Origin of the sequence: Streptomyces bathyalis, assembly GCF_015910445.1 — a bacterium.
Classification (GTDB): domain Bacteria; phylum Actinomycetota; class Actinomycetes; order Streptomycetales; family Streptomycetaceae; genus Streptomyces; species Streptomyces bathyalis.
This window is the reverse complement of the sequence record NZ_CP048882.1, coordinates 5,178,979-5,202,693: the sequence shown is the minus strand read 5'-3', so window position 1 is coordinate 5,202,693 and position 23,715 is coordinate 5,178,979. Positions and strand designations below refer to the sequence as shown.

Genomic DNA, 23,715 nt, shown 5'->3' with positions numbered 1-23,715 from the left:
GGTCTCAGAGCGACAGCTCGGGAACGGACATGCGGCGGCCCTCCGCCGAGGAGAGCAGGCCGAGTTCGGCGAGCTGGACGCCGCGGGCTCCGGCGAGCAGGTCCCAGTCGTAGGGCGTCCCGAGCGCGACGTGCCGAAGGAAGAGCTCCCACTGCGCCTTGAAGCCGTTGTCGAACTCCCCGTTGTCCGGGACCTCCTGCCACTGCTCCCGGAAGACCTCCGTGGCCGGCAGGTCCGGGTTCCATACGGGCTTGGGCGTTCCGGAGCGGTGCTGTGCGCGGCAGCGGCGCAGTCCCGCGACGGCCGAGCCCTCCGTGCCGTCGACCTGGAACTCGACGAGTTCGTCGCGGTTGACGCGCACCGCCCAGGAGGAGTTGATCTGCGCGACGATGCCGCCCTCGAGTTCGAAGACGCCGTATGCGGAGTCGTCGGCGGTGGCGTCGTAGGCCCGCCCCTGCTCGTCCCAGCGGCGCGGGATGTGCGTCGCCGCGAGGGCCTGTACGGAGGTGACCCGGCCGAAGAGCCCGTTCAGCACGTACTCCCAGTGCGGGAACATGTCGACGACGATGCCGCCGCCGTCCTCGGACCGGTAGTTCCAGGAGGGGCGCTGCGCCTCCTGCCAGTCGCCCTCGAAGACCCAGTAGCCGAACTCGCCGCGCACCGAGAGGATGCGCCCGAAGAAGCCGCCGTCGACGAGGCGCTTGAGCTTGAGCAGCCCCGGCAGGAAGAGCTTGTCCTGCACGACGCCGTGCTTGATGCCCGCCTCGTGCGCGAGCCTCGCGAGGGAGAGGGCCCCGTCGAGGCCGGTGGCGGTGGGCTTCTCGGTGTAGATGTGCTTCCCGGCGCCGATTGCCTTGCGCAGCGCGTCCTCACGGGCACTGGTGACCTGGGAGTCGAAGTAGACGTCGATGCTGCCGTCGGTGAGGACGGCGTCGAGGTCGGTGCTCCACTCGTCCAGGCCGTGCCGCTCGGCGATCGCCTTGAGCGCGAGGTCCCGGCGGCCGACGAGCACCGGCTCGGGCCACAGAGTGCTGCCGTCCCCGAGGTCGATGCCGCCCTGCTCGCGGATGGCCAGGATGGAACGCACCAGATGCTGGCGGTACCCCATGCGTCCGGTCACGCCGTTCATGGCGATGCGCACTGTCCTGCGTGTCACGTGGGTCGTCTCCTTAGGTCACCGAGGGGTGGCAAGGTCGGCGGGCGGCAGCAAGCGCTTTCTATCCAGAAAGCTAGCCGCATTTCTCCGGGGTCCACAAGGGCCTGCGGGTCCGGCACGTACGGGTAACCGGGACGGCGCGCGCCGGGCGGCCGCCCGGCTCACTGCCCCGGCCCCGGCCGCAGCTCCACTGCCGTCAGTGCCAGGGCCAAGGGCCCGGGGAGCAGGAGGACGACGGGCAGCAGGGCCCAGGCACACACCGCCGCCGTGAGCACGGCCAGCAGCACCAGGCCGCTGCCCGGCAGATCCTTCACCGTACGGACGGCGCCTGACTGCACGGCGGGGAGCCAGCCCGGGAACTGCTCGTGCGACGGCTGAGCGCTCGCGCGCAGCCCGACCACTGCGGCGGCGGTGGCCACCACGGCGAGTGCCAGGGCGAAGGGCGCCGCGCCCGGCAGGCCGGCCGAGGCGAGCCCCGCATCGGCGGCCACCAGGACGCCGAACGCGAGCACGACCGCACCCGCGGCCCATTCGCCGCGCCGCGTCAGCCGCTTGCGGAGTACGACGAAGTAGCGTCCGGCCGTGCACGGTTCGGCATACAGGCGCCGGCGCCGCAGCTGCGTGCACGCCGTGGACAGCGCGGCCGGGAACGTGATCAGCGGCAGCGAGGCGGCGGTCGCGGCGACGCCGAGCGCGAGCACGTCGGCGAAGAGTTCGAAACGCGCTCCGAAGAGGTCGCCGCGCTCACCGCGTATCCGCGAAGTGCTCATGTGAGGTCAGCCTTTCAGCCCGGAGTTGGCCATGCCCTCGACGAGCAGCCGCTGGAAGGCCAGGAAGAACAGCACGATCGGCAGCAGCGCGAACACCGACATCGCGAACATCGGCCCGTACGCGGACTGGCTGGAGGTGTCGACGAACGTGCGCAGCGCCAGTGTGAGTGTGTACTTCTCCGGCTCGAAGAGATAGATCAACTGGGTGAAGAAGTCGTTCCATGTCCAGATGAAGGTGAAGATCGCGGTGGTGATCAGTGCGGGCCTGGTCAGCGGAAGAACCACGCGGGCGAAGATGCGGAACGGCCCGCATCCGTCGATCTTCGCCGCTTCGTCGAGCTCGCGCGGCAGCCCGCGCATGAACTGCACGATGAGGAAGACGAAGAAGGCGTCGGTGGCCAGGAACTTCGGCAGCACCATCGGCCAGAAGGTGTTCACCATGCCGAGCTGGTTGAAGACGATGTACTGCGGGATCAGCACGGCGTGGTGCGGCAGCATGATCGTGGCGATCATGAAGGCGAACAGCGGCCCGCGCATGGTGAAGCGCAGCCGCGCGAAGGCGTATGCCGCCAGCGAGCAGCTGAGCACGTTGCCCAGGACGGCACCGAGCGAGATCGTCAGCGAGTTGCCGAACAGCTGGAGCAGCGTGACGCCTTCGATGCCCTCGGCCGCGGTGCCGTAGTTCTCGGTGGCCAGCCGGGACGGCAACAGGGCCAGGCTGGCGAGCACTTCGTCCGCAGGCTTGAACGAGGTGGCGACCAGCCAGGCCAACGGGTAGAGCAGCACGAGGAGTACGGCCAGGGCACCCCCGTGGAGCGCGACGCGCCGCCACTCGATGCGGCGGTGCTGCCTCGGCATGGCGGTGGCGGACATCAGCCGGCCTCCTCGTTCGCGTAGAAGACCCAGGACCGGGACGTGCGGAACAGCACCGCCGTGACGATGCCGATGGCGAGCAGCAGCATCCACGCCATCGCGGAGGCGTAGCCCATGTGCGAGGCGGTGAAGCCCCGTTCGTAGAGGTAGAGCGTGTAGAAGAGCGTGGAGTCGGCGGGCCCGCCGCGGCCGCCGCTGACCGCGAAGGCCGGGGTGAAGACCTGGAAGGCCTGGATGGTCTGGAGCACCAGGTTGAAGAACAGCACGGGAGAGAGCATCGGCAGGGTGATCGAGGCGAACTGCCGCCACCTGCCCGCCCCGTCGACGGCCGCTGCCTCGTAGAGGTCCTGCGGGATCTGCTGGAGCCCGGCGAGGAAGATGACCATGGGTGCGCCGAACTGCCATACGGTCAGCAGCGCCACGCTGACCAGCGCCCAGCCCGGCTGGTTGACCCAGCCGCCGATGTGGAAGCCGAGGCCGCTCATCAGGTTGTCGACGGTGCCGCCGTCGTTGAAGATCGCCCGCCATACCAGCGCGATGCTCATGGAGGCGCCGAGCAGCGAGGGCGCGTAGAAGGCGGACCGGTAGAAGTTCCGCCCGCGCCGCATCGACTTCAGGGCGAGGGCGACGGCGAGCGCCAGGGCGAGTTGCAGCGGCACGGCGACGAGCACGTACAGCAGCGTGTTGCCGATCGAGCGGAGCAGCCGCGGGTCCTCGGTGAACATCTGCACGTAGTTGCGCAGGCCGATCCACGACGGCGGATCGAAGAGGTTGTAGTCGGTGAACGACAGATAGAGCGAGACCGCCATCGGCAGCAGCGTGAGCACGGACGCGCCCAGCACCCACGGGGAGAGGAACACCCAGGCGGCGCCCTGGCGTTCGCGACGGGGCGGGCGGCCAGGGCCCTTCGTGCCCGTACCGGCGGTGGTGTCGGCCTTGGGCCCGGTTCCTGCGGGCGCCGCCGAGGTGGCCGGGGCGGTGGAGGTGTTCGCCATCAGGGCCTCAGCTCCGCTCGTGCCTCGGTGAGGAAGTTCTCCGCGGCCTCGCGTGGTGAGAGCTTCTCGAAGGAGACCTGGTCGTAGTCGCGCTGGAAGGTCGACTGGAGTCCGTTGTCGCCGCGCGGAGGAGCGGCCGGGGGCGCCTTGAGCTTGCCCTGCAACGACGTCTGGAGCCGGGCCACTTGCTTCTGGAACCCGGTGACGGTGGAGAGCACCCTGCGGCGCTGCGTGCTGTTGACCGGGGTGCCCCTGTCGACGCCGAGGATGTCGGCGGCCTTGTCGGAGTTGAGGAAGAAGTCGATGAACTGGGCGGCCTCGCGCGGGTGTTCGCTGCCGGAGGCGATGCCGAGCAGCATGGACGGCTTGTAGTACTGACCGAACGTGCCGTCCTCGCCCGTGGGGGTGGGCGCGAGGGCGAGCCGGTCGCCGTACATCGCCTCGTAACCCGCCGAGGGAGCGTCCCAGTTGAACTCCGCGAGGGACTTCTCGCGTCCCATCGGTGCGTCCTCCACCGATCCGGACATCTGCGTGGTGTCCGTGGCCGGACTGACCAGCCCCTCCTTGCGGAGGGCAGAGGTGAAGGACCACCAGCGCGCCAAGTCCCCCGCGCTGAAGGCGATCTGCCCGTCCTTGGTGTAGAGCTTCTTCCCCTGGCCGCGCAGCCAGATCTCGAACTGGTCCTCGGCGGCGCCCGGGTCGGTCATGGGGTAGGAGCCGCGGTCGTCCTTGACCTTGCGCAGCGCCCGCACCCAGTCCTGCCAACTCCACCCCGCCTGGGGGTCCTTCACCCCTGCCGCACGCCATGCCTTCTTGTCGTAGGCGACCGTCTGGGTGCCGATGCCCATGGGCAGGGCGTACTGCCGGCCGCCGACCTGCCCTGTGCGCAGCAGCGCCGGATCCATCTTGTCCGTGGGGAGGTGCTTGCGCTGACCGGCCAGGTCGAGCAGCACGTCGGAACCCGCGTACTGGCTGATCTGCCGGTAGTCGAGCTGGATGAGGTCGGGCACGTCGCCGCCCGCCGCCTGAGTGGCGAGCTTCTGCTTGTACGAGTCGTAGGTGGAGTAGGAGGTCTGGATGTCGATGGACGGATGGGCCCGTTCGAAGGCGGTCACGGCCTTCTCGGTGCGGGCGGCGCGGTCGGCGTTGCCCCACCAGGTGAAGCGGAGCGTGACCTTGCCGTCGGCCGCGGCCGAGGGTCCGCCGCCGCAGCCGGAGAGCGTCGCGCACAGGGCGATGGCGACGGCCGCCACGCAGGACGCCCTTGTCCTGGATGCGGGCATGCGATGAACCTTTCCGGTACGTGCGGTCGGTGCGGTCGGTGCTGTCGGTGCTATTCGCCGTAATACGGCAGCGTGGTGCCGGGCAGCTCGTACTCGTCGCGGCGTCCGCACATCCCGTAGCCGCCGCGCCGCGTGGGCTCCGCGGAGCGGGCGCGTGCGGCGGAGAGGTGGGAGGCGTCGCCGTCGGCCAGCGCGGCGAGGTGCTGCCCGGTGAGTTCCGCGGCTGCGAGCGCACCGTCCCGCCAACGCGGCTGCCAGGCAGCCACCTTGGGGGCGACGAGGCGTGCGGCGGCCCGGTGGAACGCGTGCAGGGGCCCGGTGTCGCCGTCCTTCACCGCTTCTCTCAGGACCAGGAAGCCCTGCACGGCGAGATCGCGCCGCTCACGTGCGGCACGGTCGGCTTCGGGCCCCTCCTTCGCGGGCAGCGCGGCCGCGGCGGCGTACGCCTCGGGGTCGGCCAGCACCTCCTGAGGAAAGGTGAACACCGCGTCGCCGGCCTCCGGCAGACCGCTGTTCTGCATCAGCACGGTCACCCGCAGCCCGGCGCCGTTCACCATCCGGTGCACGGTGCCCGGTGTGAACCATGCGATGACGCCGGGCTCCAGCGGAGTCTCGGTGAAGCCGCCCTCGGGGGTGAGCGTCTGAACGGCGCCCTCTCCCCCGGTGACGACGTACGCCTCGGTGCAGGCGAGGTGGATGTGGGGGCTGCCGCCGCACACGCCGTCGGCGGCCTCCCAGTCGTAGGCGGTGATGTGGGACAGGCCGATCCCGCCCGGCAGTGGCGCGTCCAGCACGTGCGGTCTCCTTCAACTCGGCGTTCGGGATGGGTCGTTCAGGGGTCGCGGTCCGGGGACGGTCTCTCCGGGCCGCTCACCATGGGATCGCCTTCAGCCGCCGCTCGATGCCACCCGCGTCCCAGGCGCCGTCGGCGACGAGAATCCGGTAGCGGTACGAGAAGGAGTCGCCCGGCGGCAGGACGAACTCCTCGAAGAAGGCCCAGGAGAAGGCCACGCTCGGGATCGGCTCGGAGCGTACGAACCAGTGCGAGGCGTGCACGGACTCCTCGTTGCCCGGAGCGTGCGCGAACACGAGCGTCGAGTGGGCGTCCACGTCGTCATGTTCGCCGACGAAAGCGATCCAGGGGTGCTCGCCGGCGGGCTGCCCCATCATCTCCTCGTCGGTGCTCGGCCCGGCGGGAGAGAGCACCTGGCCGCCGGTGAAGTCGCGGGGACCGCGCCACTGCAGCCCGGTGTAGCCGGCCATCTCGCGGCCGTGGGTCGTCGGCGAGCCGAACTCCAGTGGTTCGCCGCGGGTGTTGGTGAGCTCGATGGACCAGTCGATCGCGTACGTTCCGCTCGCGGCGTCCACCGAGTGGAGCGCGACACCGCGCCGCTCGCGCGCCCACTCCTCGCCGCCGTTCTCGACCCAGGTGAGCCGCTCGGTGAAGTCCAGCCTGTCGTCGGCCACTGCGAAGGCGTCGAAGCCGTCGTGGCGCATGGAGCCGACGAGTTCGGGACGCGGCAGGTAACCCTCGCCGTGCACGTAGCAGTTGCCGCCCCAGAAGTTCTGGCCCGACAGATGGCTGGCGGTCATCTGGAGGCCCTTGTGCCAGCGGTGGTCGTTGGGCCGGTAGCCGGTGACCGTGCTGCCGGCGAGGGTGCGCAGGGGATGCGCGTACGGTTTGCGCGCTTCGAAGGCGACGGGATCGGGGGCGTAGACGTAGGCCATCAGTTCCGTACCGCCGGCCTCGACGCCTATGCGCTCGCCGTGGGTGTGCGTGACGGTGACGGGAAGATGATCACGGGGGACGGAGGTGCTCATCGTGCTGTCAGTGCTCCTTCGGTGCCCAGTCCGGGTGTTCGCCGTGCATGGCCTTGTAGAAGGGGTCCTGCGGTGTGATTTCACCCTGGTGCACAGGCTGAGCCGTGAACGCCGACTTGTAGAGCGCGGCGAGGAATTCGAGCGTGCGGCGGGCGTCGGGGCCGCTGCCCGGGGGCCGTTCGCCCTTCTCCATGGCGTCGAGGAAGCAGCCGAGCTGGGCCGCGTGCGAACTGGGCACGTCGGCCGCGGGGGTGCGCCAGTGGGAGGTGCGCTCGGGAAGGCCGCGGGCGTGGGGGGCGGGGGTGTAGGCCCAGTCGTCGTTGCCGTACCCGTACAGGTGCGTCAACTCGACGGTGGCGTCGGTGCAGTCGATGCGTATCCGGCTGACCTCGTCGGGGCTGAGCACGCTGTTGACGACGGTCGCCATGGCGCCGTTCTCGAAGCGGACGAGGGCGGTCGAGACGTCCTCGCTCTCCACGTCGTGCACGAGACGTCCCGCCATGGCGCGTATCTCGCTCCACTCGCCGAGGAGATGCAGCAGCAGGTCCATCTGGTGGATGCCGTGGCCCATGGTCGGCCCGCCGCCCTCCGTGGCCCAACGTCCGCGCCACGGAACGGAGTAGTACTCCGTGTCCCGGTGCCAGGTGGTCTGGCAGTGGGCCACCAGGGGTGATCCGAGACCGCCCGAGCGCAGGAGCTCGCGGGCGTGTACCGCTCCGGAGCCGTAGCGGTGCTGGAAGACGACGGAGGCGTACGGACCGCCGCGGGCGTCCGGGCCGCCCGGCTCTGACGAGGCGCCGGCTCCGCCGTCGCCCCCGGCTCCGTTCACCGAGGGCCCTTCCTCCGCCGCGATGGCGTCGTACTCGGCGAGCGAGAGGCACAGCGGCTTCTCGCACAGGACCCACGCGCCGGACCGCAGTGCCGCGCGGGCCTGTTCGGCGTGGGGGGAGGGAGGCGTCCCGATCAGCACCAGGTCCGGTTCCTCCGCCGCGAGCATCTCCGTCATGCCCGGATATCCGCTCACGCCGTCCCCGGCCTCAGCGAGGAAGTCAGCGAGACGGCTCTCGTCGACGTCGACCGCGCCCACGAGGCGCACGCGTGAGGCGTGTGCCCGCAGCGCGGTCAGATGAGCACCGGTGATGATGCCGCCGGTGCCGACGACTGCGGCGCGTACCGGAGTCTTCTCGAACGCCATACAGCAGTGGCCTCCCATGGAGTGCAAGCGCTTACCATGGCGAGGACACTAAGGGTGCTTGATATGACAGGACAAGACCCCGTGCACCAGAGGACCGGAATACCTCGTTCCAAACCGGCCGGGGAACCGGTTGCGGTAACCAAGGGACACGCGGAGTGAGAACATGGGCGCGCCCGGCCACCGACGAACACGTCTGTGCCGTGTGCGCTGCACTGATGCACTTTCGCGTCAACCGGCCGCCGCGTCGCATCACCAGTGCGCGACCGACCGGTGAGGGCGCTCCCCGAAGACATTTACGTGGACTGTGGACAACGGAGGACTGGATGGCAGTGACTCTGGCCGATGTGGCGACGCGAGCAGGGGTCTCCGCAGCGACCGTCTCGCGCGTGCTGAGCGGCAACTACCCTGTCGCGGGCGCCACCCGCACAAGGGTCATGCGCGCGGTCGAGGAGCTGCAGTACGTCGTCAACGGTCCCGCGAGCGCACTCGCCGCGGCCACTTCCGACCTGGTCGGCGTCCTGGTCAACGACATCGCGGACCCGTTCTTCGGCATCATCGCCAGCGCCGTGCAGAGCGAGATGGGCGCCGTGGGGCAGGGCGGCGGCGGCCAGAAACTCGCCGTCGTCTGCAACACCGGCGGCTCGACGGAGAGCGAGCTGAGCTATCTCACACACCTTCAGCGCCAGCGCGCGGCCGCCGTCGTCCTGACGGGCAGCGGCGTGGAGGACGAGAAGCACGGCGCTGCGCTCGCGACCCGGCTGCGCCGCCTCGCCGCCGGAGGCACGCGCATCGTGCTGTGCGGCCGGCCCCCTCTCGCGCCGGAGCAGCAGGACACGCACCAAGGCCCCGAACGGGAGCAGCCGAGGCCGCCCCAGGAGAACGGACGGGACGGAGAGGGCCGCGCGGACAGCGGGGACGGCATAGTCACGCTCGCCTTCGACAACCGGGGCGGCAGCCGCCGCCTCACCGAACATCTCCTGTCGCTCGGCCACCGCAGCATCGGCTACGTGACCGGCCCGTCCGACCGCACCACCACCCGTGACCGCCTGGAGGGCCACCGCCTCGCCATACGGGCCAGAGCCCCCGAACTCCTCGCCGACGCCGAGCAGTTCACCGTGCACGGCGGCGCCTACGACCGCTCCTCCGGCTACGACGGCGCCCTCGAGCTGCTGCGCCGCGTGCCCGGCCTGACGGCCGTCCTCGCCGCGAACGACACCGTCGCGCTCGGCGTCTGCGCCGCGCTGCGCGACCAGGGGCTGCGCATCCCCGAAGACGTCTCCGTCGCGGGCTTCGACGATCTCCCCTTCAGCGCCGACGCCTCGCCGACCCTCACGACCGTCCGCATCCCCCTGCACGACGCGGGCGCGCGCGCCGGACGGCTCGCCCTCGGCCGCGAGACTCCGCCACCCGGCGGTGTCGCCACCGTACGGACCGAGCTCATGGCGCGCGGCTCGACGGCTCCTCCACCCGGGCCCCGCGGCTGAGCTGGGACGCCGCCTTCACACCCCGGCGCGGAGGCACGTGCGGCCAGTTGACGCCCGGAGCTTGTACGAGCACCGGGGCATCTGGTCCGCTGTGCTCATGCGACTCGCCTTCTCCACCCTCGGCATTCCTTCCCTCCCCGTTCCCGACGCCGTACGACTCGCGGCCGACACCGGCTTCGAGGGCCTGGAGCTGCGCGCGCATCCGGAGGAGCCCGTCCATCCGGGTCTGACCCTGGCCGAGCGCGTCGACGTGGTCGAGGAGTTCAAGGCGGCGGGCGTGGAGGTCCTGGCGATCGCCGGGTACGCCAAGGTCGCGGCTCCCGGCGACGACGACGCCGTGCTGACGGACGTGCAGGAACTCATGGAGCTCGCCCGGGACTTGGGCGCTTCCTTCGTACGCGTCTTCCCGGGCGGCGGCGACAGCAGCCGCGAGGAGGCCGACGCGACGGCCGCCCGCCGGATGGCCGCCCTGGCTCCGCTCGCCGCCGATCTCGGGGTGCGGCTGCTGCTGGAGACGCACGACTCCCACAGCACCGGCGAGGACGCCGCCCGCGTCCTCGCCGCCGTGGGGCATGCCTCGGCCGGCGCGCTGTGGGACGTCATGCACACCTGGCGCGCCGGTGAGGACCCGGGCACGAGCCAGCGCCTCCTCGCGCCGTTCCTGGGCTATGTGCAGGTCAAGGACATCGCCTCCGCGGACGACACCACCCCGGTGCCGCCCGGCGAAGGAGTCCTGCCGCTGCGTGAGGTGGTCGGGCTCCTGACGCAGGCCGGCAACGCGAAGGACCCCATCGGGGCCGTCGGGACCGGGGGCAGCGTGGCGACGGGGCCGCACTCCGACCCGTCACGCGGCTGGCTGTGCTGGGAGTACGAGAAGCGCTGGTATCCGCAGGTGCCGGAGCTCCCCGGGCTGCTTCCGTCGGTACGGGACCATCTGCGGAGCCTGATGACGGGGGACGGCTCCCCGAAGTGAGCCGGGAAATGAGCCCGGAGACGACGCCACGTCATCCCGCTCCGTCGCCCTGCCCGATGCCCTGACCCCGTAACGGATCGACGCGTCCGCCCGGAGCGCCCGGGCTCACGGACGCGGAAAGACCGGTGCCCGGCCGGGCCGAACAGGCCCCGGCCGGGCACCGGTTGTGCAGGAGCGGAACGGCGGTGCCGGCAGCCTTACGGCCGCAGCATCCGCTCCTCCTTGACGGGACGGTCCAGGTCCGCGTCGTACTTCGTCAGGCGCTTGGGCTGCGCACCCTCGGCAGGCTCGACGCCGGCCCACGTCAGCAGCGCGGCGGTCGCCTTCTTCTTGTCCTCGTCGCTCAGCCCCGCGATGTTCGCACCGTGGTTGGCTCCCGGCGCCTTGAGGACGTACGCCTCATCGGTGCCCTGGCCGACACTGAACGGCTCGGCGCTCCACGGGTCGTTCTCGCCGTTGACGAAGAGCATCTGGGACGCGTTGGTGCGCACCCACTTGTCGATGTCCTTCATCGCCTTGCGGTCGAACTTCATCGGGATGTCACGCGGCACGTACGTGCGGGGCTTGTTGAGCCCCGGGTACTTGCGCACGTCGTCCAGGAGCGGCGACTCGTAGTCGGGCGAACCCATCTGCGTGCCAGCCTGGTAGTAGTACGGCGTGTAGTACTCGATGCCCTGGTCGGAGCCGGCCTCCCAGCCGCCGATCTCGTTGCCCCAGTCCCACAGTTCCTGGGTCTTGGCCTTCGTGGAGGGCACGGCGTCGCACTCCTCCTTCTCCAGGTGGTACTGCCAGAAGCCCCACACGATGTCCTGCGCGACGAGTTCGAAGGCCTTGTCCGCACTGCCGGCCAGCTTGAAGGTGTAACCCTCCTTCTTGGCCAGCTCCTTCAGCCGCTTCACCATCTCGCCGCGGCGGTCGAAGATCTCGTGCTGAGCGGCGTTGAGCCTGTCGCGGCACTTCTCGGAGCCGACCTTCTCGAAGAAGGTGTAGTAGGCCGAGTCCTCGTCGTTCTTCACGTCGTTGGGCGCGACGTACGCGACGGTGCCGTCCATGTCCTTGGGGAAGAAGCGACGGTAGTACGTCGCCGTCATTCCGCCCTTGCTGCCGCCGGTGGAGATCCAGCGCTCGCCGTAGATCTTGTTCAGCGCCTTGAAGATGCGGTGCTGGTCGCTGGCAGCCTGCCAGATGTCGAGCTTCGACCAGTCGGCCGGGTCGGGCCGGGACGGTGTGAAGAACCGGTACTCCATGGAGACCTGGTTGCCGTCGGTCATCTGCGTCGGCTCGCTGCGCCTGGGCTCCTCGTTCAGCCCGTAGCCGGACGTGAAGTAGACGGTGGGCCGGTCCTCGCTCTTGTGCAGCAGTGAGATCCGCTGCTTGAAGGTCCCCTTCTCGGGGTGCCTGTGGTCGACCGGCTGTTCGTAGTTGAGGAGGAAGAAGCGGTAGCCGTCGACCTTCTTCTCCTCGATGAAGCTCATCCCCTTGATAGCGAGGACGCGGTCCTTGATGTCGGTGTCGGCCGCTGTGGCGGACGACATCGACGCTCCGCCGGCGCCGGCAGTGCCTATGAGCACCGCAAGCGACAGCGTCCATCTGAGCGTTCTTCGCATGCGCTCTCCCCTGGATCCGTCAAAGGTCGAGGTGAACTTACCGGCAGGGATGGCGTACCGCCAGATCTGTCGCCCCTGCACGAGATGTCGCATGCGTTACAGCTGTGCCGCAGCCGGAGTCGCGGGCCCACGGAGATCCGGAGGACAGGGCCTAGGCTGCGTGCCATGACCGACTACCGGCATCAGCCGCAGCCCCTGGTCACCGGCCCCCGCAACATGGCGCTGCTCGCCTTCCACGACGCGCGCGACCAGCCCGAGGACTCCGCCTTCGACGACGCGCCCATGGGCTACGCGCTGGTCGTGCTCTGGCACGAGGGGAAGGTGCTGATGGTGTACGAGCGGGAGCGCGAGTGCTGGGAGCTGCCGGGCGGCGGGATCGAGCCCGGGGAGTCCCCGCGGGCGGCGGCCGTACGGGAGCTGTGGGAGGAGACCGGTCAGCTGCTGGAGCCCGGCGAGTTGCGCTTCGTCGGGCACACGCGCACGGCGCTCGGGACGACCGGACGCGTCCTGTACGGCGGGGTGTTCACGGCGCACACCGACCGGCCGCGCACCTTCGCTCCCAACAACGAGGTCTCGGCGGTGCACTGGCGCGCGGACGGTGAACCGCTGCCGGGCGGCGGCATGGTGCAGACGGTGGACGAATACATCGTGGATCTGTGCAGGGACTGAGCGGCCTGCCGGGGACCCGGCTGCCCCGCCTCCGGGGATGACTCCCGCTGGACGGCTCCCGCCCGGGACACCGCCGGGCGGTGGCTCCCGCAGGAACGCACCGCCCGGAGACTCCCGTGGCGACGGCCGTGGCCGTCAGCCGCGGACAAGCCTCACCGGGTCACCCTCAACTCCTCGATCCCGGCGGGCTTCTTCGCGTCCTTCGAGGTGACCGAGACCCGTACGTAGCGGAAGGATCCGCCCTCACCGGCGGCGTGCCAGTTCCTGCCGTCGGCCGACACCTCGGTCCGGTGGCTCGCGGGCTTGCCGGCCCACTGCGGTTCGATGCTCCCGCCGGCGCCGACCGTGCGCGCGAGCCGCACGGTGAGCGAGCCCTTCCTGCCGTCGGGCAGCCAGGACGTGGCCGAGTTGCCGTCGACGGCGGAGCCCGCGTACATGCCGGACTCCTCGGAAGAGGCAGCGGCCTTCTGGCAGCGGGCGACGTTCGGCGTCGGCTCCTGGTCGGGCCGGCGCGTCTTCAGCACCACCGGTTGGTCCCGGCTGACGACCTGCTCGCCCTGCGGCGTCTCCAGCGTGACGGGCTCACCGCTCGTGAGCCGGACGGTGGTCCGGTGCGCCCCGAGTTCGATGTCGTACGTACGCCCCTGCCAGTGCTGCCTCTTGAGCGTGACCCCTTCGGAGAGCTGCGGCGGCAGCATCGGGTCCAGCTTCAGCTTCCCCTCGCGCAGCCGCTGCCCCGTCAGCCCGTGCGTGAAGACCTGGAGGAAGCCGCCCTTGCCGGTGACGAAGTCCTGCGCGGGCTGCCCGGCGTGCGGGTCGGCCGCGCCCGCCTGCTCACCGCGCGCCTCGGAGAAGAGCGCGAACGGGCTGCGCATGAACGGCTCGATGGAGCGCTTGAGATAGGTGTACGTCGAGCAGCCGGGCTCGTCGTTCTGCGCGGCGTCCACGGCGTGCACGGAATCCGTCATCGCGGGGCCGTCCGGGTCGGTGCGGGCGGCGTAGTAGTCCAGGGTCCGCCGCGCGGTGGCCTTGGACATCGGCCACTCCAGCGGGTACTGGAGCAGCACCGTGTCCGCCTGCTTGATGGTGGAGCCGTCGTAGCCGTCGTACTGCTCGAAGACCTTGTTCTTCTTGTCGTAGGGGATGCGCAGCTTGCCGGCGATCTTCGTCCACTGCGCCGGCGCCGTCTCACCCAGCAGGCCGGCGGCACGGGTGGCGTGGCGAAGGGCGGTGGCGGCACCCGCGTTGGTGAACACGCCGTCGTCGACGCCGTTGCTGTACTCGTCGGGACCGGCGACGTTCTTCACGGAGTAGCTGCCGTCCGCGTTCTTCCCGGCGCGTCCCGCCCAGAATTCGGCGATGCCCTTCAGCAGGGGCCAGCCGCGCTCGCGAAGCCATTCCCTGTCACCCGTGGCGAGGTAGTACTGCCAGGCCGCGAGCGCGATGTCGCTCTGCAGGTGGTTCTGGGTGCGGCAGTGGGGCGGGTCCCAGCTGTGGCACTCCTTCCACAGGTCGCCGTCCCTGCCGGTGGTCCAGCCGTAGAACAGGCCGTCGTGGCCGAGCTTCCGCGCGTTGGTGCGCGCGCCCTCGCGGGTGCGGTAGCGGTAGTCGAGCACGGACCTGGCCAGGTCGGGGTGGGTTGCGAGCAGAGCCGGGAACATCCACGTCTCGGCGTCCCAGAAGATCACACCCGCGTAGTTGTCGCTGCTGAGACCGGCCGGGGCGATGCTGTCGTCGCCGCCGCGCCGGCTGCTGGCGAACAGCCCGTACTGGGCGGAGCGGAGCCACTTCTGCAGCTCGGGGCGGCCGTTGACCTGGATGTCGCTGCGCCACAGCCGCTTCCAGGCGGCGCTGTGTGCCGCGAAGCTGCGCTCCCAGCCGCGCACGGCGGCACCGCGGGAGGCGGCCAGGGCGCTGCGTTCGGGTGCGTCGGAGGTGTGCGCGGTGTCCACGCCGACGTACTTGGTGAACTCGTACGACCTGCCGCGCTGCGCCCGGAAGGAGACGCCCTGCCTGGCCGTCAGCTTTCTCGCAGGTCCGGCCTTATGTTCACTTGTCGCATGTACGCCGGGTCCTGGTCGCAGCGTCGAGGCGACCGCTCCGTCGGTCTTCGTGCCGTGCGTGTGGAAGGCGACGTCCATGGTCCGCTCCCCCGGACGCAACGCCTTGCCGGTGCGGTCGCCGCCGCCCGTCTGCGAGACGCGGCGCGCACCGCGGCCGTCGATCACGTCCGTGACGCGGGCCGCGCCGCTCCAGTGGGGGCGCATCCGCACGCGGACGGCGCCCGAGTGCTGGTGGTTGCGGTCGGCGAGGACCTCGTAGGTCAGGTCCGTCGCGCGTCCGTCGCGGGCGGTCCAGGTGAGCGAGGTGCGCACCAGGCCGCGGCGCATGTCGAGGGACTGCTTGTAGTGCGAGATGCGCCCGGCCGGTGTGTCCGAGGAGAAGGTCTCGCCGGAGTCTCCGCCGGTGGCCACGTTCAGCGTGGTCCAGGTAGGGAGAGCGGCGAGTGCCTGCTTGTTCTTGGCGGTCTTCTGGTTGTGCGCGTAGAGCCCGGCGACGAACGAGCCGTCGTACCGCGGCGTGAACAGCGGCCAGCCGGACTTCTCGCCGCTCGCGCTGTAGCCCGAACCGGACGGAGCGACGCGCTGGCCGAGATAGCCGTTGCCGACGTACGCGCGGTAGCTGTCGTCCGGATCCCGTTCGTGGGAGGTGAGCACCCAGCCGCCGTGCCGGGCGTCCGGTGACGTGGCGGAGGCAACGGCGCCCGGCGGGGCTGTGGTTGACGCCTGAGGCACCGCTGCCACGAGGGCGCAGGCCAGCAGCGGCAGCGTCAGACGGGAATGACGACGAAGGGGTCCGAGCATGGATCGAAACTAAAGTTATGAACACATCCAGTCAACAGACCGCGCTTTTCCGTCAAACTTTTGAACGCGAGCCTTTGACGGTCGATACGCCGACCGGTTCAGTGCCTCCCACGAAGGTGCGCCACAGCTTCGCGTACTTGCCGTCCTGCTCCAGCAGTTCGCCGTGCGTGCCGTCCTCCACGATCCTCCCGTGGTCCAGGACGACGACCCTGTCGGCGCGCGCGGCTGTCGTCAGACGGTGTGCGACGACGAGGGTGGTGCGACGTCCGGACAGACGGTCCGTCGCCTGGTTCACCAGCGACTCCGTCGCCAGGTCCAGCGCCGCGGTCGCCTCGTCGAGCAGCAGGATGTCGGGGTCGACGAGCTCGGCACGCGCCAGCGCGATCAACTGCCGCTGTCCGGCCGAGAGGTTGCGGCCGCGCTCCGAGACGGGGTGCAGATAGCCGCCGGACAGGGTGGCGATCATGTCATGGGCGCCCACCGCCCTTGCCGCCGCCTCGACTTGTGGGTCGTCGGCGTCGCTGCGTCCGTAGGCGATCGCGTCTCGCACCGTCCCCGGGAACAGGTACGGCTCCTGCGGCACGACGCCGAGCCGGTGCCGGTAGGCGGGCAGATCGAGCGTGCGCAGATCCGAACCGTCGACGAGCACCGCGCCCGTTGTCGGGTCGTAGAAGCGGGCGACCAGCTTGACGAGGGTCGACTTGCCGGCGCCCGTCTCGCCGACGAACGCGACGGTCTGCCCTGCCGGGACGTTCAGTTCGATCCCGGAGAGCGCCTCCTCCTCGTGCTGGCCGCCCTCGGCGGTGGCGTAACGGAAGTGCACGTTCTCGAAGGTGATCTCGCCGCGCAGCGAGCCGGGATCGACCGGGTTCGGGGGCGCCGGTGTGGTGGTCTCCTCACGCAGCAGCTGCTGGATGCGGCCGAGAGCGACAGACGCCTGCTGATAGCCGTCGAAGACCTGGGAGAGCTGCTGGACCGGCGAGAAGAAGAGCTCGATGTAGAGCAGGTAGGCGACGAGGGCACCCGCGGTGAGCGACCCCTCGTCGATGCGTCCGGCGCCGACGACGAGGACGCTGGCCGTGGCGAACGAGGCCAGCAGCTGCACGAAGGGGAAGTAGACCGAGATCAGCCACTGTCCGCGCACCCGCGCCTGCCGGTAGCCGTCGCTGCGCTCGGTGAAACGCGCCGTGCCGCGACGCTCGCGCCGGAACGCCTGCACCATGCGCAGGCCCGCGACGGACTCCTGCAGATCGGCGTTGACGACGCTGACACGCTCGCGTGCCAATTCGTACGCCTTGACGCTGTGGCGGCGGAAGTAGACCGTCCCGACGATCAGGACCGGCAGCGTCGCGAAGACGACCAGCGCCAGCTGCAGATCGAGCACCAGCAGCGCGATGAGGATGCCGATGAAGGTAAAGACGGAGACGACGGCGGTGACGAGGCCGGTCTGCAGGAACGTCGACAGCGCGTCCACGTCGGTGGTCATCCGGGTCATGACCGCACCGGCCAGATGGCGCTCGTAGTAATCGAGCCCGAGACGCTGAAGCTGGGCGAAGATCTTCACCCTCAGCGCGTACAGGACGCGTTCGCCGGTACGGCCCGTGAGCCGCATCGCGGCGTACTGCGCGACCCACTGCCCTGCCACGACGGCCAGCGCCACCGCGGAGGCCGTCCAGACCGCGCCGAGCGCCGCCTTCTGCACACCGTCGTCGATGCCGTTGCGGATCAGCACGGGCAGCGCGAGTCCGAACCCGGCGTCGAGGGCGGCGAAGAGCAGCGCCACCGCGAGCGCCGCGCCGAAGCCGCGCAGCAGGCGGCGCAGTCCGTAGGAGTCCTCGGCGCGCTCCGCCTGCGCCTCGTCGACCTCTGGGACGTCCTCGGCGGGCGGCAACGCGGCCACGCGGGCGAGGAGTTCGGGGCTGCCCGGCGAGGCGGCCAGCTCGGAGGCGAAGCCGCCGGGACGCCCGGCCTGCGCTCCGCTCACATCGGTGCGCCCCGTGGCGGAGACCCCGTCCGGAGCCGAATCGTCGCGGCGCACCCACAGCTCAGGGGTGATGCCGCCTTCCGCCGGGACGGCGTCCGCGCCCGCGGAATCCGTCCCGGAAGACGCCAGGCCCGCGGGGTCGCGCTCGACCTCGCCCAGCTCGTCGGGATCGGTCAGCAGCCTGCGGTAGAGCGCGCAGCGCTCCGTCAGCTCCTCGTGCGTGCCGACGTCGGCGAGGCGCCCGCGGTCCAGCACGGCGATCCTGTCGGCGAGGGCGAGCGTCGACTGGCGGTGCGCGATGAGCAGCGTCGTACGGCCCGCCATCACGCTCCGGAGCGCCTCGTGGATCTCGTGCTCGACGTGCGCGTCGACGGCGGACGTCGCGTCGTCGAGCAGCAGCAGCCGGGGGTCGGTCAGCACGGCGCGGGCGAGCGCGATGCGCTGGCGCTGACCGCCGGAGAGGGTCAGGCCCTGCTCGCCGACGGTGGTGTCGTAGCCGTCGGGCAGTTCGGCGATGAAGCCGTCGGCCTGCGCGATGCGGGCGGCGGCGTGGATCTCCTCGTCGGTCGCGTCGGGTGCGCCGTAGGCGATGTTCTCGCGAATGGAGTCGGAGAAGAGAAAGCTGTTCTCCGGCACGAGCCCGATCGCGGAGCGCAGCGAACCGATCGTCAGCTCGCGCACGTCGTGCCCGCCGACCCGTACGGCACCGCTCGTCACGTCGTAGTAGCGGGGCAGCAGCATCGCGAGGGTGGACTTGCCGCTGCCGCTGGAGCCCACGACGGCGACGGTCTCGCCGGGCTCCACGCGCAGCCGGAACCCGTCCAGAACCCTTCCGCGGGCGGCGGGCCCGGCCCCTCCGCCCTGGCCCGCGTGTTCGCCGTCGCGGCTGTCGCCGCCGGCCCCGGTGGCGTCCTCCGGGCCGTCGTGCCGCTCGTATCCGAAGCCGACGTCGTCGAACTCCACGGACGCCTCGGCGTCGGCGGGCAGCTCGTGCGCGTCGGGCCGCTCGGTCATCTGCGGCTCCGTGTCGATGAGTTCGTAGACCCGCTCGACGCCCGCGCGTGCCTGCTGCCCGACGGTCAGCATCATCGCGAGCATCCGCACGGGCCCGACGAGCTGCGCGAGATAGGTGGAGAAGGCGACGAACGTACCGAGCGTGATCTCCCCGCGCGTGGCCATCCAGCCGCCCAGCGCCAGCATGCCGACCTGCCCCAGCGAGGGCACGCTCTGCAGGGCGGGGGTGTAGCGGGAGTTGAGGCGCACGGTCCGCATCCGCGCAGCGAACAGTTCGCGGCTGATGTCTCGCAGCTTGCCCTTCTCCTGCTCCTCCTGGCCGAAGCCCTTCACCACGCGCACGCCCGTGACAGCCCCGTCGACGACCGAGGCCACGGCGCCGGCCTGCTGCTGCGCGTACCAGGTGGCCGGGAAGAGGCGTGTGCGGCTGAGGTTGGCGATCCACCAGAGCGCCGGGAAGACGGCGAGCGAGACGAGCGTGAGCACCGGTGAGAGCACGATCATCACCACGAGCGCGACCGCGAAGAGCAGCACGTTCCCGATCATCATCGGCAGCATGAACAGCAGGCTCTGCACCAGCTGCAGATCGCTCGTGCCGCGCCCGACGACCTGCCCGGTCGACAGCTCGTCCTGGCTGCGTCCGTCGAGGCGGATGATCGCCCGGTACATCTCGGTCCGCAGGTCGTGCTGGACGTCGAGGGCGAGCCGCCCGCCGTAGTAACGGCGCGCATAAGTGAGGACGTAGATGGCAGCGGCGGCGAGCAGCAGCAGCCCGATCCACAGGGCAAGGCCGCCCTCGTTCCCGACGACCACGTCGTCGATGATCACCTTGGTGAGCAGCGGGACGAGCGCCATGACGCCCATGCCGGCGAGCGAGGCACCGACGGAGATCACGACGGCGCGCCGGTAGCGCCAGCAGTACGCCGTGAGCCGCTTCGCCCAGCCCTGCCGGTCCGGTCCGCCGTGCGCCGGCTTCTCCGCCGGCCCGGCTTCCAGGTCCGGCTCGTGGGGCAGGACCCGCGAGCCCTGCCCGTCCTGCTTCTCGTCAGCCGGTTCCGTCCCCGTCGTCACCAGTGCCCTCGCTCTCCCGATCCCCAAGGTGTGCCTGGCGCGCGGGAAGAGGCCCCGCGCGCTGCCGCCGAAGGCTGCAACGTCCCAGGGCAGGGGATTCATCCCGCCGTAACGATCGGCGGCGAAGTCCCGACTTCCGGCCTAGGGCCTGAGCACGAGGGAGGCCGGGCGAGACGGGAGCGGGAAGGAAGCGGGACCGAAGGGAAATCCGGCCGAACGACAACCGGGGCGGTCCGGAGAGCGGGGGGCTCTCCCGACCGCCCCGGCGGGGACGTCCATGGAATGCTGACAGGCGGCACCCCCCACAGGGCCGACTCTGTCGCCGTCATGTGTCGTCCCCATCCCGCGGGACCGCAGTGGGAAGTCTGTCGGGAACTTTCCTGAGATGCACCACCGACCGACCAGATTCAGTAACGTTTTGTGTTAAACCACGTTCGCACAGTTACCGCTTACTGTGTGTGAGCGCAATCACACGCACCGCTTCCACCAGCCATGTTCCCCGGCCCCCCGAAACCCCGGGCAAGCACGTTGTGCGAGCAAGCGCATACCCTCCGTTCCCAATACGGCTGGAAACCGCCCCATGTGCGTCTCTCGAACCACTTGTCGAACCGGATTCGCACGCGACCCGGCGAGCACGCGCGTCAGCTACTGCCCCGTGCGTCCCTCGGCGATCTGCCGTGCCATGACCGTCGTCAGTTCGTAGGCCGTGTGCGAGGCGGCGACCGAAGTGATCTCCGCCTGGTCGTAGGCGGGGGCGACCTCCACCAGGTCCGCGGAGACCAGACGGCAGCCCGCGAGGCCGCGGATGATCTCCAGCAGTTCGCGCGAGGTGAGCCCCCCGGCCTCGGGTGTGCCCGTGCCCGGCGCGTGCGCCGGGTCGAGCACGTCGATGTCCACCGAGATGTAGAGGGGACGGTCACCGATGCGCAGCCTCAGCTGGTCCGTCACCTCATCGACGCCGCGCCGCATCACATCCGCCGAGGTGACGATGCCGAAGCCCATCCTCGCGTCCTCGTCCAGGTCCTTGCGGCCGTAGAGGGGACCGCGCGTGCCGACGTGCGAGACGGCCGAGGTGTCCAGCAGCCCCTCCTCGAAGGCCCGGCGGAACGGGGTGCCGTGCGTGTAAGCGGCACCGAAGTAGGTGTCCCAGGTGTCCAGATGGGCGTCGAAGTGGAGGAGGGCGACCGGGCCGTGCTTCCGTACGACCGAACGCAGCAGCGGCAGAGCGATGGTGTGGTCGCCGCCGAGCGTCATCAGCCGGGCACCGCTGTCGAGCAGACCGTCGGCGGCCTCCTGCACGGTCTCCACGGCCTCACCGATGTCGAACGGATTCGCAGGGATGTCACCCGCGTCCGCGACCTGTGCGAGAGCGAAGGGCGCGGCCTCCTGCGCCGGGTTGTACGGGCGCAGCAGCCGCGAGGCCTCGCGGATCGCGTTGCCGCCGAAGCGTGCGCCCGGCCGGTAGGAGACACCGGTGTCGAAGGGGACGCCGACGACGGCGACATCCGCGGTGCCGCCCACCTCGTCCAGGCGGGGCAGCCGCGCGAACGTCGCGGGCCCGGCGTAACGAGGTACGCGGGAGCTGTCCACCGGCCCGACGGGGTCCGGTCGATGGGCACGTTCGGGCTGCTCGGCGCGCTGCTTGGACTGTCCGTGCTGCTCAGCGTTGCTCATGGGCGCGAGCGTAGACGCCGGGGAAGCGGCCGCTCGTTGGCCGTAACCGGCAGCGCGGACCGCCGACTTGTCCGCCGCGTACAGGTGTGCCGGGGACAGGCGGCGTGCGGCGATGCCGGGCGCGCCTGACGGGGCCCGCACCGCAGGGGTGACAATGAGCGCATGCCCATATTCGCGCCCGCCGCCGCACCGACCAGGTCCGAACTCGTCGACCACCTCGTACGCACCCGCATCGCAGGCGACGTGGCCACCCCCCGCGAGAACAACCTGTCCCACTACCGCAAGCTCGCCAACGGCGACCGGCACTACTGGCTCGGCCTTGAACTCGGCGACCGCTGGACGGACGAACAGGACGTGCTGGCGGTGATGGCCGAGCGCTGCGGCGTCATCGACGACCCCGACCACCGCACCGGCCAGGACACCATCGACCCGGAGATGACCGTGGGCGCCCTCGACCGGTCGGCGGCCGAGCTGCGCAAGGCGGCGGAGGGCCGTCTGCGGGTGCTGTTCGCGACGGGACACCCGGGCGCGCTTCTCGACATGCACGGGGCACTCGCACGGTCGCTGCACGACGCGGGCTGCGACATCGTCCGCGTACCACTGGGCACGTACACGGACGACGGTGTGGTCGTGCAGTTCGGCGGCGTCGCGGTGCTCGAGCGGGGCGCGTCCCTGTGGCACACCCACTCCCCGGCTCCGATGGCCGCCGTGCTCGACCAGCTCGGCCGGGCCGGGGAACCGCCGCCGGACCTGGTCGTCGCCGACCACGGCTGGGCGGGGTACGCCGGGCAGCAGGGGATCGAGACGGTCGGCTTCGCGGACTGCAACGACCCGGCGCTCTTCCTCGGCGAGGCCGAGAACACCCTCGCCGCCACCGTTCCGCTCGACGACCACGTCACCGACCCGCGCTTCTACGAGCCCCTCACCTCCTACCTGCTGGCGGCGGCACAGCCCGGTACGGAGTGACCGCGGGCCGCCGCGGAGAAAACGGTTTGCGCGGCTGCACCGAACCCGCTTAGCGTCCTGACCATGTCCGCAGCCATGCAGGCCATCATCAACGGTGTGCGCGCCGCCGCGCTGGGGGCACTTCCCATGCCCGCAGGGCCATGGAGCAGCACCGGCTGGGGGCGCTTCCCCCAGCTCGTCATCCGCCCGCGCGGCCGGCGCCCGGCCCTGGCCATCCGCCAGGACGCCTGAGGCGCACCCGGCTTCCCGCTGCCACCACTCTTGCCCCGGCCTCGTCCGCCGGCGGCTCCGCCTGACCGCAGCCGTGCTGCCACCACACCGCTTCTGCCACGCGTCCCGGCATGTGCCCAGGGCCTCCGGTGTCCCCATCGACCGGACAGGCCCGGCGGAGCCGTGACGTACGACCGCCGTACGGAACGCCTCGCACGCGCGCACAGGGAAACGCCTCGCTCGTCGCGACCGCGCACTCCTGCGCGCGCCGGCACGCTGCCGCGCCTGTCCTCACACACCCGAGGACTTCGCCGTGGCACGCCGCCGCAAGACGCTCTCCCAGAACTTCCTCCACGACACCGCCGCCGTACGGCGCATCATCCGCGCCGGCGCGCTGCCCCCGGACGCCCTCGTCGTCGAACCCGGCGCGGGGCAAGGGGTGCTGACGCGCCGACTCGCCACCGGTGACCGCCGCGTCATCGCCTACGAGATCGACCCGCGACTGGCCGCACAGCTCTCCCGGAGCCTCGGCGACCGGCCCGGACTGCGCCTGGTCCGGGGGGACTTCCTCCGCTCCCGGGCGCCACGCGAGCCGTTCGCCGTCGTGGGCAACATCCCCTACTCCCGCACGACCGACATCGTCCGCTGGTGCCTCGCCGCGCCACATCTGACCTCTGCGACGCTCCTCACGCAGTTCGAGTACGCCGCCAAGTCGAGCGGGGGCTACGGGCGCTGGCCACTGCTGACCGTGAGCACGTGGCCCCAGTTCGGGTGGCGCCGGCTGGGCCGGGTGGGCCGCGAGTCGTTCACGCCCGTGCCGCGCACGGACTCGGCGGTGCTGCGGATCGAACGGCGCGGCGCGCCGCTCCTGCCGCCCCGACGGATGCCCGCATACAGGGAGTTCGTCGCACACGGCTTCACCGGTGTCGGCGGCTCGCTCGCGGCGACGCTGTCGCGCCGGCACCGCACCGCCCGCGTCCGGGCGGCCTTCGCACGCGCGGATGCCGACACCTCCACCCCGGTCGGCCTGGTGACACCGCAGCAGTGGCTGACGCTCTTCGAGGAGCTGGGGGATCGCTGAACTCCCTTGCGGCGCACGGCTCGTG

Annotated in this window: 18 protein-coding genes; 6 read left to right on the top strand and 12 right to left on the bottom strand. The window is 70.8% G+C overall.

The window, feature by feature from the left end; translation table 11 throughout:
- Positions 1-4 precede the first annotated feature (4 nt).
- From G4Z16_RS22630 to G4Z16_RS22595, 8 genes are all read right to left on the bottom strand, one after another.
- Complete coding sequence (locus G4Z16_RS22630) at positions 5-1,156, bottom strand: Gfo/Idh/MocA family protein (protein ID WP_197352516.1); 1,152 nt, start codon at positions 1,154-1,156, stop codon at positions 5-7.
- Between the two features lie 161 nt (positions 1,157-1,317).
- Positions 1,318-1,926 (bottom strand): hypothetical protein, encoded by a 609-nt coding sequence (locus tag G4Z16_RS22625; protein ID WP_197352515.1) that lies wholly within the window; start codon positions 1,924-1,926, stop codon positions 1,318-1,320.
- Positions 1,927-1,932: 6 nt separating this feature from the next.
- Positions 1,933-2,799, bottom strand: a complete 867-nt coding sequence (locus G4Z16_RS22620) for a carbohydrate ABC transporter permease (protein ID WP_197352514.1) — start codon at positions 2,797-2,799, stop codon at positions 1,933-1,935.
- Complete coding sequence (locus tag G4Z16_RS22615) at positions 2,799-3,794, bottom strand: carbohydrate ABC transporter permease (RefSeq protein WP_197352513.1); 996 nt, start codon at positions 3,792-3,794, stop codon at positions 2,799-2,801. The genes G4Z16_RS22620 and G4Z16_RS22615 overlap by 1 nt, the downstream gene beginning before the upstream one ends.
- A complete protein-coding gene (locus G4Z16_RS22610; protein WP_197352512.1) occupies positions 3,794-5,077 on the bottom strand; it encodes an ABC transporter substrate-binding protein in 1,284 nt (427 codons plus the stop codon). Before G4Z16_RS22610 ends, G4Z16_RS22615 begins: the two co-directional genes overlap by 1 nt.
- A 50-nt stretch (positions 5,078-5,127) precedes the next feature.
- Complete coding sequence (locus G4Z16_RS22605; protein WP_197352511.1) at positions 5,128-5,871, bottom strand: cupin domain-containing protein; 744 nt, start codon at positions 5,869-5,871, stop codon at positions 5,128-5,130.
- Between the two features lie 76 nt (positions 5,872-5,947).
- On the bottom strand, positions 5,948-6,898 hold the full coding sequence (locus tag G4Z16_RS22600; protein ID WP_197352510.1) for a DUF6807 domain-containing protein: 951 nt from the start codon (positions 6,896-6,898) through the stop codon (positions 5,948-5,950).
- 7 nt (positions 6,899-6,905) lie between these two features.
- Entirely contained in the window at positions 6,906-8,093 is a 1,188-nt protein-coding gene (locus G4Z16_RS22595) for a Gfo/Idh/MocA family protein (RefSeq protein WP_197352509.1), read from the bottom strand.
- Between the two features lie 323 nt (positions 8,094-8,416).
- On the opposite strand from G4Z16_RS22595, the gene G4Z16_RS22590 reads away from it, so the two are divergent.
- Both G4Z16_RS22590 and G4Z16_RS22585 read left to right on the top strand, forming a co-directional pair.
- Positions 8,417-9,577, top strand: coding sequence for a LacI family DNA-binding transcriptional regulator (locus G4Z16_RS22590; RefSeq protein ID WP_197352508.1), 1,161 nt, complete (start codon positions 8,417-8,419; stop codon positions 9,575-9,577).
- A gap of 97 nt (positions 9,578-9,674) precedes the next feature.
- The gene (locus G4Z16_RS22585; RefSeq protein WP_197352507.1) at positions 9,675-10,550 is read left to right on the top strand and encodes a sugar phosphate isomerase/epimerase family protein; all 876 of its coding nucleotides are present in this window, start codon (positions 9,675-9,677) and stop codon (positions 10,548-10,550) included.
- 197 nt (positions 10,551-10,747) lie between these two features.
- On the opposite strand, the gene G4Z16_RS22580 is transcribed toward G4Z16_RS22585, so the two are convergent.
- Positions 10,748-12,157 carry a S28 family serine protease gene (locus G4Z16_RS22580; protein WP_197352506.1) on the bottom strand — a complete coding sequence of 470 codons (1,410 nt, stop codon included), beginning with the start codon at positions 12,155-12,157 and terminating at the stop codon, positions 10,748-10,750.
- Between the two features lie 165 nt (positions 12,158-12,322).
- Here G4Z16_RS22580 and G4Z16_RS22575 point away from each other — a divergent pair, with 165 nt between their 5' ends.
- The gene (locus G4Z16_RS22575) at positions 12,323-12,826 is read left to right on the top strand and encodes an NUDIX hydrolase (RefSeq protein WP_197352505.1); all 504 of its coding nucleotides are present in this window, start codon (positions 12,323-12,325) and stop codon (positions 12,824-12,826) included.
- Between the two features lie 152 nt (positions 12,827-12,978).
- Here G4Z16_RS22575 and G4Z16_RS22570 read toward each other — a convergent pair whose 3' ends face one another.
- The 3 genes from G4Z16_RS22570 to speB form a co-directional block, all read right to left on the bottom strand.
- Positions 12,979-15,690 (bottom strand): glycosyl hydrolase family 65 domain-containing protein, encoded by a 2,712-nt coding sequence (locus G4Z16_RS22570; RefSeq protein ID WP_197352504.1) that lies wholly within the window; start codon positions 15,688-15,690, stop codon positions 12,979-12,981.
- A 52-nt stretch (positions 15,691-15,742) separates the two neighbouring features.
- Positions 15,743-19,684 (bottom strand): ABC transporter ATP-binding protein, encoded by a 3,942-nt coding sequence (locus G4Z16_RS22565; protein WP_197354837.1) that lies wholly within the window; start codon positions 19,682-19,684, stop codon positions 15,743-15,745.
- Between the two features lie 720 nt (positions 19,685-20,404).
- The gene (gene speB / locus G4Z16_RS22560) at positions 20,405-21,433 is read right to left on the bottom strand and encodes an agmatinase (protein WP_246530999.1); all 1,029 of its coding nucleotides are present in this window, start codon (positions 21,431-21,433) and stop codon (positions 20,405-20,407) included.
- 162 nt (positions 21,434-21,595) lie between these two features.
- Between speB and G4Z16_RS22555 the strand changes: the two genes are divergently transcribed.
- The 3 genes from G4Z16_RS22555 (at position 21,596) to erm (ending at position 23,690) form a co-directional block, all read left to right on the top strand.
- The gene (locus G4Z16_RS22555; protein WP_197352503.1) at positions 21,596-22,399 is read left to right on the top strand and encodes a phosphatase; all 804 of its coding nucleotides are present in this window, start codon (positions 21,596-21,598) and stop codon (positions 22,397-22,399) included.
- A gap of 63 nt (positions 22,400-22,462) precedes the next feature.
- Positions 22,463-22,630 (top strand): hypothetical protein, encoded by a 168-nt coding sequence (locus G4Z16_RS22550; protein WP_197352502.1) that lies wholly within the window; start codon positions 22,463-22,465, stop codon positions 22,628-22,630.
- A gap of 292 nt (positions 22,631-22,922) precedes the next feature.
- Positions 22,923-23,690 (top strand): ErmE/ErmH/ErmO/ErmR family 23S rRNA (adenine(2058)-N(6))-methyltransferase, encoded by a 768-nt coding sequence (gene erm / locus G4Z16_RS22545; protein WP_197352501.1) that lies wholly within the window; start codon positions 22,923-22,925, stop codon positions 23,688-23,690.
- Positions 23,691-23,715 lie beyond the last annotated feature (25 nt).